We start from the raw sequence: 14,343 nt of genomic DNA on the forward strand, positions 1-14,343 counted from the left end.
TCACGCCTGATCGTGCAATGCAAAAAATAATTCCTGCATTGCACGGAACTTTCATCGTGATCCGTTATTATGCGAACGCCGGGGCTGGTGGACAAACAAAAATGCGTAGCTTTGCGTTAGGGCTGATCCTCTCTGCGGTCGCTGTGCCGTGCGTTGCCCAGACTGTGCTTAAATCCGAACCCTTGTCGCTTGCGCCATATGAGGTCGTGCTGGTCCAGGACGTGTCCTGCACGGCGGGCAAAGTCCTCAAGGTGACGGGCGCAATCCGCGGTCTGCATCGGCGGAAGATCTGCGTTTCGCTCGCCGCCGAACAGGCTTCATTGGCGACGGCGACGCCGTAGGAGCAACGCGACGATCGCACCGGTACCCGGTCCGCTCCTGCGCGCCGGGCGATCTGCCGTCGCCTAGTTCAACCGCGGCTCCTGCCGCGCTTCGCGATCGGCATCGGCCTTGTTCTTGACCGGGTCCTCGTTCGGATCGAGCTGGCAGGGTCGGATCTCGTAGTCATTGTCCAGCACCGGGCGCGGCGAAGACGTCTCCTCCTCGGAGACAGCATCCACCACCAGCCCCGATTTCCGGGCCAGCTTCCAGACGTCAGCCTCGGTCGGATACGCCTTGCTCAGCTTGGTGTCCTGATAGAATAGCGCGTACGGCATTTTGTCGTTCCCCAATCGGCGACAACGCCAATGACGGTTCTGGGTTTCGGGGGAGATCACCCGTTCCAATCACGGAACCGTGAGCCGGGTCCACAGCAAGCATCTGAAATTGTGAGTCATTTCGGTCCTTTTGCCGGAGGGCCTGAGTCCTTAATGAGCGGTAAATCCCGGAAAAAAGAATCCCCGGGACTCTCCGGGTAGAATCGCCGGATGCTTCGGCCCATGAGAGCGATCCACCAGCCCCCCTACGAACGCGTGCAGCTCGCGCTTGCGGTTGTGCTGCTCGCGGCCTGCGCCGCCAACGTGGCGCTGGTCTGGTCCTGGCTCTAGTTTCTCTCCGCGCGGACCGATTGCTGGCGTGCCCAGCGAAAACGCCGTAGCCCCGCAACGCTCGTAGCGATTGACGGTTCGGCCGTTCCTTCCATCATTGCCGGCAGAACAAGTGCCTGCTGCGCTCTTCCGCGGACGGGCCGCGGCCAGGGTGGAGCTGACATGATCGAGATGCTGAAGGAACGGGTTAATCGCGACGCCGGCCTGGTGCGGCGCGGCCGCTATCTCACCACGACATTCCTGCTGGAGATCGGCAAGACCGACTGGTTGATCGCGATCCATGAGGGCCGGGTCATGGCGGTGACCAAGGGGCCGTTCGTGATGCCGTCGTGGTCGTTTGCGCTGCGCACCTCGGACGAGGAGTGGGACAGGTTCTGCGAACTCAGACCACCGCCGGGCTCAAACGACCTGATGGCGCTGATCAAGCGCCGGGCGCTCAAGGCCGAGGGCGAGCTGCAGATCTTCATGGCGAACCTGCGCTACTTCAAGGAAGCGCTCGGCAAGCTGCGCCGTGAGGGAGTGCCGGCATGAGCGCCAATTTCGAACCGATCGTCGGTCGTTATATGCATCTCGAGCTGTCCGGCCGGGCGCACCGCGTCTATGTCGAGGAGGCGGGCGAGGGCACGCCGCTGCTCTGCCTGCACACCGCCGGCGCCGACGGGCGGCAGTATCGCGGCCTGATGAACGATGCCCGTGTGACGCGCAACCATCGCGTCATCGCCTTCGACATGCCCTGGCACGGCAAGTCGTCGCCGCCGCAAGGCTGGCACGACGAGGAGTACCAGCTCACCTCGGCACAATACACGGCGATGATCCTGGCCGTGATCGACGCACTCGACCTCGACAAGCCGATCGTGATCGGCTGCTCGATCGGCGGCCGGATCGCGCTGCATCTTGCGCTCGAGCATCCCGAACGCTTCCGCGCCATCATCGGCCTGCAGGCCGGCGCGCATGTCGATCCCTATTACGACCTGAATTTCCTGCACCGGCCCGACGTGCACGGCGGCGAGGTTGCTGCCGCCATCGTTTCCGGCCTCGTCGGCCCCGACGCGCCCGACAAGGAGAAATGGGAGACGCTGTGGCATTACATGCAAGGCGGCCCGGGCGTGTTCAAGGGCGACCTCTATTTCTACAAGATCGACGGCGACATCCGCGCCCGCGTCGCCGAGATCGACACCGAACGCTGCCCGCTGTTCCTGCTGTCAGGTGAGTACGATTATTCCTGCACGCCGGAGGAAACGCTGGCGGTGGCGAGCAGCATTGCCGGCTGTGAGGCCACCATCATGAACGGCCTCGGCCATTTCCCGATGAGCGAGAATCCGGGTGAGTTCCTGAAGCATCTGCTGCCGGTGCTGGAAAGGGTCGGCGGGCGCTAGGGCTGCGCGCCACGCCCAAGTCAGGCATGGCCCGTCTCAAGGTTTCGGCTGCATGCCCTGCAAGAACCGAAGCGGGTTGAGCGGGCCGATCGGGATCAGCTCGAAGCTCATCATATGGGCTTTGCCCAAAGGCAGCTTTTCGAGCATCTCGTGCGCGACGGCCGGATCGGTGACGTTGATGATGAAGGCCACGCCCGGCTTTCCCTGGAGCGAGTACCACTGCTCGATCTTGCCGGCGAGGTAGAGATCGACGGTTTCGCGAACTTCCTCGGGGAGAACAGCACGCACTTGCGATTGTTCAAAGCCGGGATTGATGGTGCCGATGGCGAGAATTTTGGTCGTCGGCGTGGTTTTCATGGCGGCGTCTTGCGCGCTTGCGCAATTGATGCCGGCAAGCCAGCCCACAAGAGCCAATGCGGCGGCAGCAACGAATCTCATGTTATCTCCCTTCGGTGTGGTATGACAAACTGCGTATCCACGTGGACGGCGTGAACCGGTTGCGCGGGAGGTCTCGATGCTTCCGAAAGCTGAAGCGGCATATTTCGCGATTGCCGACATCTCCGGCTACACCAACTTCCTGGCGGCGGTCGAACTCGACCACGCGCAGGATATCATCGCCGATTTCATGGATGTTGTGGTGAAGGGGCTGCGCCCGCCATTTCGCCTCGCCAAGTTCGAGGGCGACGCCGCATTCGTCTACTCGACCGCGACGATCGACGGCTCGCTGCTGCAGGACGCGATCGAGGGGGCCTATTTCAAATTCCGCCGGCGCCTGCGCGACATCCGCCAGGCCTCGACATGCGAGTGCCGGGCCTGCGTCGCGATGGGCGATCTCGATTTCAAATTCGTGATCCATCACGGCGAGATGGTGAAGCAGAAGATGGGCGGCAGGGAAGAACTCGCCGGGCGCGATGTCATCCTGGTCCACCGGCTGCTCAAGAACAGCGTTGGCGAAAAGCTTGGCGGCCGTGCCTACGCGCTCTACAGCGACGCGGCGATCCGCGCCATGGGCGTCGATCCGGTGGCGCAGGGGCTCATCCCGCATCACGAGACCATCGACATCATCGGCGATGTGACGCTATGGGTCCGCGATCTCGAAGCGGCGTGGCAACAGGACGACGCGCAGCTTCGGATGGAGGTGACGCGCGAAGACGCCTACGCCATCCTCGAGTTCGACATCGCCGCGCCGCGGCAGACGGTGTGGGAGTTCATCACCGTGCCCGGGCAATGGCGGAAATGGTGGGACGCCGACGACATCGTCGAGGAGTCGGGCAAGGGGCGACGCGGTGTCGGCACCAAAAATCATTGCGCGCACGGCAACCATACCAATGTCGAGGAGACGCTCGACTGGCGTCCGGTCGATTACTTCACGGTCGGCATCACGCTGCCGGTGCCCGGCGCGCCGCGCATCATCATGACCCGGGCAGTTCTGGACGGTCCGGACGGAACGTCCCGTTTCGAACTGCGGATCGCCAAGCCGAAGCCGAAGGACAAGGCATTCCTCGATGGCGCCGCGGCCAAATTCGCCGAACGCATGACCCAGGCTATGGCTGGCCTGCGGTCTATGGTCGAAGGCGGGCAGCCCGGCCTCGACGCCATGGCAGAGCCGGCGCCGGCGCCCTCGAGCGGGCGCTTCCTGACCGAGCCGGTGAAAACCGGCGCGCGGGGCTGAAGTCCAGTCGTCGGTTCGGAGATTAAAGCGCGCCGGTTACTTGCCGGAGCGCGGCAGCTCGCTGTTGTCGCGGATCGCGGCGCGGACCTTGGCCATGGTCGTGGTGCAGTACTCCTCACGCTCTCTGAGGAAGCGCTGTTGCTGTGCGCGGAAGTTGGCAACCCGTTCCCGGACCTCGGACCCAAAGTCACCACGGATGTCGAGCTTCGGGAAGTGCGGCGGCTGCGCCGGTGGCGGCGGGACTTCGACGACCGTCACCGCTAGGGGCGACGGAGCGGGGGGCAGGCCCTCAAGCACGGTAGGCACTGGAAGCGGGGGCGGCATGACCACCCTCGGGGCCTCCGTTTGGGCCTCGGCCGCAGGCTTGAGCTCCGGTGTAACCTTGGTCTCCAAGGCGGCCCTTGTCTCCAAGGCCGGTTCGGTCGCGGCTGGCGTTGCGGCGGTCCGCTGGGCAGGCGCCGCCACCTCGGCGTCGGGCAGCTTGCCCTTCACCGACTGTACGAAGGCCATTGTCTGCGCGATCAGGAGATCGCGTTCTTTCATCCATTTCATGGCGCACCTTGAGCGCGCGGATTCCAGCAAAGCAACCGCGCGGAATCAAGCACCGGTCATCATGATGGTTGACGAAGACGCCTGTTTCACGGGTGCGGTGACATAATTGTGACAATCGCCGGGCGTGGGCACCGTCAGCACAGGCGGGCATTGGCGTTCGAGACGAACGGGGTACCGGCGATCCGGACCGGCGGCTGACAATGTAGCGGCGCTTGATTCGGGACCGGCCGAGGTGCGGCGGGCGCGGCGGCAATGCCGCTGATCTTGTACGGGGGACGATATTCGCGACGGGGCGGGAGCGGAGTGGGCAGCCTTAGTGGGCGGTCACCGCCTCGACGGGGGCCGATTCGGCGCCGCGGGCCTCGATCAGGTCGGCGTAGCGGCCATACTCCTCGGCCATTTCGAGCAGCTTTTCGCGCACCGCGGCGTCGGTAACCTGGCGGGCGAGCCGTCGCGCTTGATCGGACTGGAAGCGGTAATGTGCTGTGTCGGACATGGTGGGCTCCTCACACATGTGTAAGGGCCACCGGGCAAAGGTTCATCAAGGCGTCATTGAAGGGTCGGCGGGCGATCAGTCAGCGCGGTCGCGTGCCCCGCCTTGTCCTCGCGGACCTCGACCTCGAACCAGCCCATCTCCTTCAGTTCGCGTGCCTTCTTCTCGGCCGCGTCTTCGCTGTCGCGCTTCAGCACGATTTGGCTGGTGCCGTCCCGGGCAAGGATCAAATAGGTCATTGGCTGAGTCCCATCCGCATTCTGCATACCCCGTTTCGGGCCGCAAGGACAGAAGCAAGGCGAGGGGTGGGTGATCCTACGGGGATGATCCCACGATTCCTGCCAAGAGCAGGCGTGGTCGGTTGCGGTTTACCAACCGGTCCCGGATCGCAGCGCGGTTCGGACGACATGCAGATGCGCAGCCTGCGGCGCGCGCCGGGCAGCGCAATCGATGATGCGAAGCTGAAGACCGGAGTCATACGGTTCTCTCCGTGCTTGTGGGGAATCGAGCCAAGCGCTTTGATTGAATCGCACGCACGTGTTCGGATTGCTCCTGGGGACGAACACCCGGCGTGAGCCGCAAAAAAATCTGGATGGAGGACTCGATGCCCAGGCACTTCGGTTTGAAAGTGACATCCGCAGCAGGACGGTCTGCGTTCACGGGATCATCAAGAGACTTGCAGGCGCGGACCGCGTCGGCAGCTGGATCGAAGAACCTTGCTGCGGCCAGCGCACCGGCGTCAAAGCTTTCGTCTCCGTCCGCGGAACTGCCGTATTCACCTGCGAGCTGGCGGGGCTGCTGCGGTCGGCGATCCATCTCGGTAGACTGACGAGCCAAGCGAGGAGCCGTTGGCTGCCCGGTCCTTACGGCTGGGACGGGCTGTGCTTCTTCTCGCGCCTCAGGTCCATGCGATCGATGCGCTCATCGATCAGTCGATTCAGCCTCTCGTCCTGCAGTGTATCCTTCCTGAACAGCCCGCCATGCAGGCGATAGGCGAGGAGAAGCAGGACGACGGCAACGCCGACGAGATAGTAGGACCAGTCCATCGTCAGAACCGCGTCTGATAACCTCTATTGCCGCAACCAAGCGGTAGGGCCGGTGCGGGCACCTTGTCCAACGCTATCCTCAGTCCCGTCTGCCGGACATGGTTCGAAATATCAATCGGATGCAACAGCCGCAACACGGAGAGGTCTGACCAACGATGCGAGGCGGCGTTGCCGGCGGCTGGCCGGCACGAGCGCAGGTCAGCTCAATTGGAGCCCGCGAGAATGATCAGATTGTTGTACACGGGCGTCGCAATGAAGGCGACCACATAGGCCATCTGGCGTTCGCTTTTGCCGCGCCAAAGCATCCACATCACGAGATAGGTCAGACCCAGCTTGGCAATCAGCCACCATTCGCCCAGCCACTCCTGGGTGAACCGCATGAACGGGTTCAGTTCGCCCATTCCGCGCTGCAATATCTCGTTGGTGGTGATGAGATCCGAGTAGCCCATCAGCAGGGCAGAGACGAGCAGCATTGCCTTCAGCAGAGATGTCCTCGCCCGCAGCTGCTTTTCCGTCATCCGGTGAGTGCCCGAATTCGCGTGTGGCTTCCCTGTTGCACAAGTTTGCGGACTATTTTCGGTGAGTGCAAGTTCCACGACCCGGTTGTCCAACGCCAAGTCTTGGCAGACCGCGCGGCAAACCGGCGTTCGGCGGGTGCGATGAGCCAGCGTGGAGAGCTGGTGCCGGCTGAGGGGATTGAACCCCCGACCTTCAGTTTACAAAACTGCTGCTCTACCGCTGAGCTAAGCCGGCAACATCGGAATGATTTGCGCGCTCGCATAGCAGACTTGGCGCGCCAGGGCCAGAACCCGACGGCCCGACCAGGGCCAGAGCCCGGAAGGCCCTGATCGACCGCTTCGCCTCCGGCCGGGCAGCAAAAAGGCGGCCCGAAGGCCGCCCTTTGCGTATCGTCGTCTCGGCCGGAGCTACTGGCTGGCAGGGGGGCTGTCGGCCGTCGCTGCCGCGGAACCAGGTACCGGGGGTGCAGACAAAGCCGTTCTGCCGCCTTGCCCCGCGTTCAAACCACTGTGAAGTTCCGGTAGCCGGCGCATGATGCGTTCCGGACCATGCGGGCTTTAACGAGAATTGCGTGTACAGCAGTGTTCGATCTGGCGTCGGCGCGGGGAATTGATGTTCGGAATCTTGAGTCTTGGCTTTCTGCTCGGCATGCAGCATGCGCTGGAGCCGGATCACATCGCAGCCGTATCAAGCATCGCGGCGCGCCGGACCCATGTCGGTGACATCGTCAAGCATGGCCTGACCTGGGGCCTCGGTCATACGCTGACGCTGTTCATTTTTGCCGGCGTCGCGATCCTGCTCGGACGGGCGATTCCCGAAACGGTGTCGCAGCCGATCGAGACCGCGGTCGGCGTCATGCTGGTCGGGCTCGGTGCGCATGTGTGGTGGCGGCTGTGGCGCGACCGCGTGCATTTCCACAGCCATTCGCATGGCGACACCACGCATTTCCACGCCCATAGCCACGCGGGCGAGACCGGGCCGCACGCCCGCGCCGCGCACAGCCACGGGCACGGCTTCCGCTGGCGCACGCTGCTGGTCGGCCTGATGCACGGCATGGCCGGGTCGGCGGCGCTGCTGGTATTGACGGTGTCGCAGGCGCCGAGCCCGGTGATCGGGCTAGGCTATGTCGCGCTGTTCGGGGTCGGCTCGATGATCGGCATGGGCGTGCTGTCCAGCGTGATCGCGGTGCCGCTCGCAGCCTCCGCGCGCTGGCTGACCTGGGCCAATCGCGGCCTGCAGATGGCGGTCGGCGCGGTCACGATTGCGATCGGCATCCACTCGATCGTCGAGAACGCCTTCACCTGACACGGGCTCGCCCAGGACCGCCGTTAACGATTTCTGATCCCGCTCGGCCGCATTGACCGGTTGCCGATGCTTACGCGTTAGGCTTACCGCCAGTTTGGCCCGCGTCCTTAACCCTTCCGCCGAGCTGTTGGACTAGGCTGCTCCTGGAACAATTCGGGACGCTGGGTGATCATGCGCGCAACTCTTGCGCTGGCGATATTGGCTGCGATGACCTCGACGGCGCTGGCCGGCGGCGGCTTCGACATCGTCGTGCCCAACCGTCCCGGCGTGCCCATCATCATCAATGGCGTCGACGCCTCCTACGCGGTGGTCGAAAGCGCGATGGGGCTCGCGCGCAACGAGTCGATGGTGCCGACCATCTATGGCGGCCGCCCGATCGATCCGGTGCCGAATGTCGGCCACTATTATCCGAGCCTCGGCCACATGCCGGGTTACGGCCGCCTCGAGATCGAGCCGCCGGCCAACCGCCAACTGCCCAAGCCCGCCGAGAGCTATCATGAATCATGGTCGGCGCGATCGGCGCCGCTGCCGGCGCAATCCTCCGTGCCGGTCGATCCGCCGGCGGTGATCTACGCACCGCAATTCAACGGGCCGCAGCCGCTGCCGGGGCCGGTCCCGCGGCCACCGCGCCCCCGGGGCCCCTAAATCAAGAGCCCCGTGAACCGGGGTCCTTACATAGCCACCAAGAGCTACGCGACGAACAGAGAGACCTACAGGAGAGAGTAATGCGTCAAATGATCAAAGGACTGATTGCGGCGGTGGCCGTCATGGTGACCGCACCCGCAATGGCATGCGGCTTCAACCCTTGCGGCTATTCCGCGCCTGTCGTGAATTACGGCTGCGGCGGTTGCGGTGGCTACGGCTACGGTTATGGCGGTTACGGCGCGGTCGAACGCCTGCCCGACCCGGAGGCGGCCTATCCCGACACGGCGCAGCAGTACTACTACGTCAACCAGGGACCGACCTACACCGGCCCGGGCAACTGGGCGCCGCGTCCGTACTACCGCGAAGGCTATGGCCGTCCGTACTACGGATATCGCCACTATGGCTATCGCCATCACTATCGGCCGTACCGTCCGCACTACGGCTACCGCTATGGCTACGCGCATCGCGCGCCGGCCTATCACTATGGCCACCGCGTGCTGCGCCGCTACTACTGATCCGGCGATCTGTCGAAGACATCAGCGCCCGTTCGCATGACGCGAGCGGGCGCTGTTCGTTTGATCATTGAAGTCGGGTCGCTTCGGTAGCCGGCGCCGCATCAGCTGCAGATGCGCGCGGCCAAAATATCGAAAACAACCCCATGCAAAGGGGCCGGCGGCGATCGGCCTTCGACGGGGCGACTGTCGACGGGGCGACTTGACACGTCGGGCAAATCAGGGGTGGATTTCGAATATTCAGAAATTCGTGCGAGCGCCGTCTCACAAGCGCCCCGGACCGCAGGCTCCGCAGCCCATCAAGTGCCGCGGCCGATCCGGATATCAAGCTAACCCATCAGCCCAAGCCGGCTGGCGCCGATATAGAGCGCGAGCGCGGCGGCGTTCGACACGTTCAGGCTCTTGATCGCGCCGGGCATGTCGAGGCGGGCGACCACGCGGCAGGTCTCGCGCGTCAATTGCCGCAGGCCCTTGCCTTCGGCGCCGAGCACCAGCGCGAGCGGCTGTTGCAATTGAACCTTGCCGAGATCCTCGGTGCCCTCGCTGTCGAGCCCGACGGTCTGGAAGCCGTGCTCGTTCAGCTCGTTCAGCGCGCGCGCCAGGTTCTGCACCGTGACGACAGGCACCAGCTCGAGCGCGCCGGAGGCCGACTTCGCCAGCACGCCGGTTGCCTCCGGGCTGTGGCGGGCGGTGGTGACGATCGCCTTCACGGCGAATGCCGCCGCCGAGCGCAGGATGGCGCCGACATTGTGCGGGTCGGTGATCTGGTCGAGCACCAGCACGATGCCTTCCTGCGCCAGCGTGTCGATATCGGGCGAGGGCAGGGGATCGGCCTCCGCCAAGAGGCCCTGATGCACGGCATCGGGGGTGAGGCGGCGGTCGATATCGCCGGGCCGGACGATCTCCGGGGTGACGCGGGTCGCGATGTTCTCCTCGGCGAGGCGCTTGGCGGCGTTCTCGGTGAGGTAAAGCTTGCGGATCTGCCGGTCCGGGTTTGCGAGCGCGGCCGCCACCGTGTGCCAGCCATACAGAATCACCGGCCCGTCGGAACCGGATTCGCGGTCCCGCCGGCCTTGCGGGCGGCCGAATTTCGGCCCTTTTTGGAAGGGTTTACCGCCCTTGCCTCGGAAATTAGGTCTGCGGTCGCGGTCGCTCATGTGAGGCTTGTGTCACGGGTGTCGCAGAATGGCAATTTAACCGGCAAATTGCGCGCCCGCTTGGTTGACTTTGGGGACCGCCTTCCCCCATAAACGCGCCCGACCGCGCACCCGCTTCGGGTCGGCCGGTTATCAGCGTCATTTCGATGACCCGGTCCGCCGCCACTCGCGCGGCCGGTTCGACGCTGTTGGACGGGGGAGTGTCCCGAGTGGCAAAGGGAGCTGACTGTAAATCAGCCGCCTCATGGCTTCGCAGGTTCGAGTCCTGCCTCCCCCACCAGCCCGACATTGCAGCACCGCTGCGGTTGCGGTTTTTGATCCAGCTATCCAGCTCACGACCGATCTTGATTCGCCGCATCGGGTGTCTTCCTCGCGACCCGCACCGAGGCCGACGTCGAAGCGTGGCGCTGCCGGCAGGGATGAACCGAGGAGACCGGCTGCCGCTGCGGTTTAAGTGGGCAATCCAACCGCTCCAATTGTGTCTGCGCTCCCGGGAGTGGTAGCACTCGCCCTTGCGCGGGAAAAATCCCGCGAGGCGGGGGCGCGGGAATGCGGCAGGAGCTGCGGGCGTTGACCGGTCTGCGAGGGGCAGCCGCCATGGCCGTTGCTCTCGCGCATTTCAAGAATGCCTTTCCTGCCAATGCCGGCGCCGCATTCATGTGGCACAACGCCGTCGACCTGTTCTTCTGCCTCAGCGGATTCACGCTGTCCTATGTCTACAGCCGCGACACGTTCCGCTTCTCGGACTATCTGACGGCGCGCATTGCCCGCGTCTATCCGCTCTATCTGGTCTGCCTGATCTCTGCCGGCGCGCTCTATGTGTGGCCGCGCCTGATCGATCCAGTCACCTATCCCGCCAGCCGCGCTGCCTTGGACTTCGCGCTGCAGCTCGTCATGCTGAATGGATGGCCCGTGATCGGCACCGGCATGCACTGGGACGCGCCGGCCTGGTCGCTCTCGGCCGAGTGGTTTTGCTACGTTGCGCTGTTCCCGCTGCTGCTGTTCCGGAACGCGCCGCCCACGGCTGCCGCCAGGTTTCTCGGCATCGTGCTTTGCTCCGCCGTCGGCTATTGGCTGTTCGCTCGCTACTTTTTTGAAGGCAGCATCGGCAGCGTCCCGGAAAGCCAGGTGAGCTACTGGGTCCCGTTGGGGCGGGCAACCTGCGGATTCGTGTCGGGCTGGCTCGCCTTCGCAAGCTTCCAGCGCCGCGACGGGCTTCATGCCGCGTGCACGCGATTTTCCGGCGCGATCTGGTGCGGCGTCGCGCTCATTGTGCTGCTGGCCTATCGCGGGCCGACCAACCCGCAGATGCTGGTGTTCGTGTGGCCGTTCGTGGTGCTCGCTGGAACCGGCGAGGATTCGCTCAGTTCGCGGCTGCTTGGGTCGAAGCCGATGCACTTCCTCGGCGTCATCTCCTACTCGATCTATATGACGCATTTCATCATCCTGACCACGTTCATGACGACGTTCGGCCCGCTCGACACCTGGTCCCCGGCGATTTTCGGCCTGCTGGCCGGAACGACCGTCGCGGTGTCGATCGGCGCGCATGTCGTGCTCGAGGTGCCGGCGCGCGATGCGATCCGCGGCCTGCGGCGCTTGCGACGGGTTCAGGCGGGTACTTGAAAGGCCAATCAGCCGGCGCAAGGCGACAGAGGTCGCAGGCCTCGATCGGTCATCGCATGCGCGGATAGGTCTGCATGTCCGGGGCATTGCACATCCAAGGTGTGTCAATGAACTGTAACGAACGCTGACTAGAGTGACTGACACGTGACGATTGTATGAAGCTGGGATTCCGCCCATGTTCGCGGCTCTTCATCTGCCGCGACCCGCAGGCGTGGTGTTGTGGCGGACCGTGTTTGTCGGACTGAGCTTGTTTTTTCTTGCCGATAGCGCCGATGCTGCGCAGGACGAGCAGGTTCGTTTCGAGATTGCAGCCCAGCCGTTGGCCAGCGCGCTCGACGCCTACAGCGCCGCCACGGGGCTTGAGGTGTTTTACGACGGCGCACTCGTGGCCGGGCAGCGCTCTCGCGCCATTCACGGCGTGCTGGAACCAAAAGCGGCGTTGCGCGAACTTCTCGCAGGAAGCGGACTGACTGCGCGCAGCACCGGCATGCGCAGCTTCACGCTTGTCTCGTCGGCGTCGATCCGGGTCGCCGGCGCGACCGATCAATCATATTTCGCGACGCTCCAGAAGGAGGTCTCTCGTGCCCTGTGCGCCCACGCCGAGACCCGGCCGCGCGACGTCGATGTGCTGCTCAAGGTCTGGATTGCGGCGTCCGGCCTGATCGAGCGCGCCCAGCTGTTCGATATCTCGACGGGCACGCAGCGGAGCGTCGATGTTGTCGGCACGCTGCAAAGGTTGTCGCTCGGAGCGCCGCCGGCGGATATGCCGCAGCCGGTCACGATCGCGATTCTCGCGCAGGCGCCAGGCGAGCCGGTCGGGTGTGGCCGTGCCGCGAGCGGGCCGAGGTAACGGCCGCGCATGAACCACTCCAATCGCGATCTGCTGCGGCAACTCTTCGTTCTCGGTTACGATGACCTGCGCGCCAGGCTGACACGGCGGCTGGGCTCGGCCGAGCTTGCCAACGACGTGCTGCACGACACCTGGTTGCGGCTCGATCGTGCGGCTCCGCCGGGCGAGCTGCGCAGCCCGAGAAGCTATCTGATCCAGATGGCTTTCCATGCCGCGCTGTCGCACTGGAGGGGCGAGAAGCGCCTGGTGACCTTGTCGGACGCCAAGGCCGCGATCGGCCTCGTCGACGAAGCTCCCGATCCGGAACGTGCCGCGAACGCGAGGTCCGAAGTGGAGGCGCTGAGGCGGGCGCTGGCGGAATTGACGCCGCGCCGGCGCCAGATCTTGCTGTTGTCGCGGCTGGACGGCATCGTGCTGCGCGACATCGCCGCTCGTCTCGGGATCTCGCAGCGGCTGGTTGAGCTCGAGTTGAAACATGCGCTGGCGCATTGCGCGCTCCGGCTTGGGCGGGATGTCGTTCAAAGATTCGGTCCGAGGACGCGAAAAGACTCTGAGGATTGAGAGGCCATGGATCGACTGCGGGCCAGTCGCGGGGAAGCAACGGTACGATGAGGAGCACGGACCATCCGGCGGCATTGCTCGACGCGCTCGACCGCGAGGCACAGGACTGGTTGCTTCGCTTCGCCGCGGGCAAGGCCAATGGGGCCGATATCGAGGCGTTCAAGCAGTGGGCGGCCGTCGATCCGGTGCGTGCAGATGCATTTGCCCGGGCGTGCCGGGTCTGGGACACGATCGGACCCGCAGCGGCCGGGTCAGCGGCTTGGCGCGACCACGCGCGTATCGCACCAAGGCCGCATATGGCGCGGCGCGCCTTCATCGGCGGGGCGCTGGCCGCCTCGACGGCGGCGGCAGCCTATCTCGCCGTCCGTCCTCCGCTCGGCTTGTGGCCCTCGGTCTCGGAGCTTGCTGCCGATTACCGGACGGCAATCGGCGAGCAGCGCAACATCGCGCTCCCCGGCGGCTCGTCGATCGAAATGAACACGCGAACCAGTATCGCGTTGCGGACTGCGCAAGCTGGAACCGAGCGTATCGAACTCCTGTCCGGCGAGGCCGCGGTCACGGCTCTCGGCTCGCATCGCGTCGAAGTGCTCGCCGGGGATGCGCGCGCGGTGGCGGAGGGAGCGACCTTCAATATCCATCTTGTTGGAGGTGCGGTCTCCACCACCTGCATTGCCGGTGAAGTGGAGGTCGCATCGGCGGCGCGCGCGGTTCGGCTGCGCCCGCAACAGCAGATCATCTATGCCGCGGGAGACCTCGGGGCGGTGACCTCGATCGATCCGGCCGCGGTGACGGCGTGGCAGGCGGGGGTGCTGGTGTTCCACGGCACGCCGTTGTCGGAGGCGGTCGAGGAGATCAACCGCTATCGCCCGGGACGGATCATCGTGACCAATGCGGCGCTGGGACGCAGGCTGTTCAATGCCCGCTTTCTGATCGCCAATGTCGATGGTGTCGTTGGGCAGATTCAACAGGTTTTCGGTGCGACGATCACCAATCTGCCTGGCGGAATCGTCCTGCTGGGATGATCGGGCGTGGCCTTGCGCGCCCAG

At 64.7% G+C, this 14,343-nt stretch carries 19 protein-coding genes and 2 tRNA genes; 12 read left to right on the forward strand and 9 right to left on the reverse strand.

Translation table 11 applies throughout. The annotated features are described in order from the left end of the window. Window positions 1-17 precede the first annotated feature (17 nt). Entirely contained in the window at window positions 18-341 is a 324-nt protein-coding gene (locus tag ACTUWL_RS30065; protein WP_291731772.1) for a DUF6719 family protein, read from the forward strand. 63 nt (window positions 342-404) lie between these two features. Here ACTUWL_RS30065 and ACTUWL_RS30070 read toward each other — a convergent pair whose 3' ends face one another. Further along, window positions 405-656: a hypothetical protein gene (locus ACTUWL_RS30070; protein ID WP_021081774.1), complete on the reverse strand. Its 252-nt coding sequence runs from the start codon at window positions 654-656 to the stop codon at window positions 405-407. A 492-nt stretch (window positions 657-1,148) separates the two neighbouring features. On the opposite strand from ACTUWL_RS30070, the gene ACTUWL_RS30075 reads away from it, so the two are divergent. After that, window positions 1,149-1,517, forward strand: a complete 369-nt coding sequence (locus tag ACTUWL_RS30075) for a hypothetical protein (protein WP_021081772.1) — start codon at window positions 1,149-1,151, stop codon at window positions 1,515-1,517. Beyond that, window positions 1,514-2,362 carry an alpha/beta fold hydrolase gene (locus ACTUWL_RS30080; RefSeq protein ID WP_021081771.1) on the forward strand — a complete coding sequence of 283 codons (849 nt, stop codon included), beginning with the start codon at window positions 1,514-1,516 and terminating at the stop codon, window positions 2,360-2,362. Before ACTUWL_RS30075 ends, ACTUWL_RS30080 begins: the two co-directional genes overlap by 4 nt. 36 nt (window positions 2,363-2,398) lie before the next feature. On the opposite strand, the gene ACTUWL_RS30085 is transcribed toward ACTUWL_RS30080, so the two are convergent. Then, window positions 2,399-2,800, reverse strand: a complete 402-nt coding sequence (locus tag ACTUWL_RS30085; protein ID WP_021081770.1) for a 30S ribosomal protein S13 — start codon at window positions 2,798-2,800, stop codon at window positions 2,399-2,401. Window positions 2,801-2,876: 76 nt separating this feature from the next. On the opposite strand from ACTUWL_RS30085, the gene ACTUWL_RS30090 reads away from it, so the two are divergent. Continuing rightward, the gene (locus ACTUWL_RS30090; protein ID WP_021081769.1) at window positions 2,877-4,034 is read left to right on the forward strand and encodes a DUF2652 domain-containing protein; all 1,158 of its coding nucleotides are present in this window, start codon (window positions 2,877-2,879) and stop codon (window positions 4,032-4,034) included. Between the two features lie 36 nt (window positions 4,035-4,070). Here the strand turns inward: ACTUWL_RS30090 and ACTUWL_RS30095 are convergent, their stop codons facing one another. The 6 genes from ACTUWL_RS30095 to ACTUWL_RS30120 all read right to left on the reverse strand — a co-directional run bounded on the left by ACTUWL_RS30095 (window position 4,071) and on the right by ACTUWL_RS30120 (window position 6,878). Then, entirely contained in the window at window positions 4,071-4,586 is a 516-nt protein-coding gene (locus tag ACTUWL_RS30095) for a hypothetical protein (protein ID WP_021081768.1), read from the reverse strand. 313 nt (window positions 4,587-4,899) lie between these two features. After that, window positions 4,900-5,082, reverse strand: coding sequence for a hypothetical protein (locus ACTUWL_RS30100; protein WP_021081767.1), 183 nt, complete (start codon window positions 5,080-5,082; stop codon window positions 4,900-4,902). Window positions 5,083-5,135: 53 nt separating this feature from the next. Beyond that, complete coding sequence (locus tag ACTUWL_RS30105; protein ID WP_021081766.1) at window positions 5,136-5,318, reverse strand: hypothetical protein; 183 nt, start codon at window positions 5,316-5,318, stop codon at window positions 5,136-5,138. A gap of 624 nt (window positions 5,319-5,942) precedes the next feature. Continuing rightward, window positions 5,943-6,125 carry a hypothetical protein gene (locus ACTUWL_RS30110; protein WP_021081765.1) on the reverse strand — a complete coding sequence of 61 codons (183 nt, stop codon included), beginning with the start codon at window positions 6,123-6,125 and terminating at the stop codon, window positions 5,943-5,945. Between the two features lie 203 nt (window positions 6,126-6,328). Then, window positions 6,329-6,721: a DUF5658 family protein gene (locus tag ACTUWL_RS30115; RefSeq protein ID WP_197362868.1), complete on the reverse strand. Its 393-nt coding sequence runs from the start codon at window positions 6,719-6,721 to the stop codon at window positions 6,329-6,331. Window positions 6,722-6,803: 82 nt separating this feature from the next. Then, window positions 6,804-6,878, reverse strand: a tRNA-Thr gene (locus ACTUWL_RS30120). 378 nt (window positions 6,879-7,256) lie between these two features. Here ACTUWL_RS30120 and ACTUWL_RS30125 point away from each other — a divergent pair. From ACTUWL_RS30125 to ACTUWL_RS30135, 3 genes are all read left to right on the forward strand, one after another. After that, the gene (locus ACTUWL_RS30125) at window positions 7,257-7,949 is read left to right on the forward strand and encodes a HoxN/HupN/NixA family nickel/cobalt transporter (protein WP_021081763.1); all 693 of its coding nucleotides are present in this window, start codon (window positions 7,257-7,259) and stop codon (window positions 7,947-7,949) included. A gap of 171 nt (window positions 7,950-8,120) precedes the next feature. Next, entirely contained in the window at window positions 8,121-8,594 is a 474-nt protein-coding gene (locus ACTUWL_RS30130) for a hypothetical protein (RefSeq protein WP_021081762.1), read from the forward strand. Window positions 8,595-8,674: 80 nt separating this feature from the next. Continuing rightward, window positions 8,675-9,109 (forward strand): hypothetical protein, encoded by a 435-nt coding sequence (locus tag ACTUWL_RS30135; protein WP_021081761.1) that lies wholly within the window; start codon window positions 8,675-8,677, stop codon window positions 9,107-9,109. Window positions 9,110-9,435: 326 nt separating this feature from the next. Here ACTUWL_RS30135 and rlmB read toward each other — a convergent pair whose 3' ends face one another. Then, a complete protein-coding gene (gene rlmB / locus ACTUWL_RS30140; RefSeq protein WP_021081760.1) occupies window positions 9,436-10,263 on the reverse strand; it encodes a 23S rRNA (guanosine(2251)-2'-O)-methyltransferase RlmB in 828 nt (275 codons plus the stop codon). A 194-nt stretch (window positions 10,264-10,457) separates the two neighbouring features. Between rlmB and ACTUWL_RS30145 the strand changes: the two genes are divergently transcribed. From ACTUWL_RS30145 to ACTUWL_RS30165, 5 genes are all read left to right on the forward strand, one after another. Then, window positions 10,458-10,543: transfer RNA gene (locus ACTUWL_RS30145), tRNA-Tyr, on the forward strand. A gap of 317 nt (window positions 10,544-10,860) precedes the next feature. Further along, a complete protein-coding gene (locus tag ACTUWL_RS30150; protein WP_021081759.1) occupies window positions 10,861-11,886 on the forward strand; it encodes an acyltransferase family protein in 1,026 nt (341 codons plus the stop codon). 151 nt (window positions 11,887-12,037) lie between these two features. Beyond that, window positions 12,038-12,736: an STN domain-containing protein gene (locus tag ACTUWL_RS30155; RefSeq protein ID WP_211990437.1), complete on the forward strand. Its 699-nt coding sequence runs from the start codon at window positions 12,038-12,040 to the stop codon at window positions 12,734-12,736. A gap of 9 nt (window positions 12,737-12,745) precedes the next feature. Then, the gene (locus ACTUWL_RS30160; RefSeq protein ID WP_021081757.1) at window positions 12,746-13,297 is read left to right on the forward strand and encodes an RNA polymerase sigma factor; all 552 of its coding nucleotides are present in this window, start codon (window positions 12,746-12,748) and stop codon (window positions 13,295-13,297) included. 74 nt (window positions 13,298-13,371) lie between these two features. After that, window positions 13,372-14,319: a FecR family protein gene (locus ACTUWL_RS30165; protein WP_291731751.1), complete on the forward strand. Its 948-nt coding sequence runs from the start codon at window positions 13,372-13,374 to the stop codon at window positions 14,317-14,319. The last annotated feature ends 24 nt before the right edge of the window (window positions 14,320-14,343 follow it).

The sequence above is a fragment of the Bradyrhizobium sp. WCU1 genome, assembly GCF_053474805.1.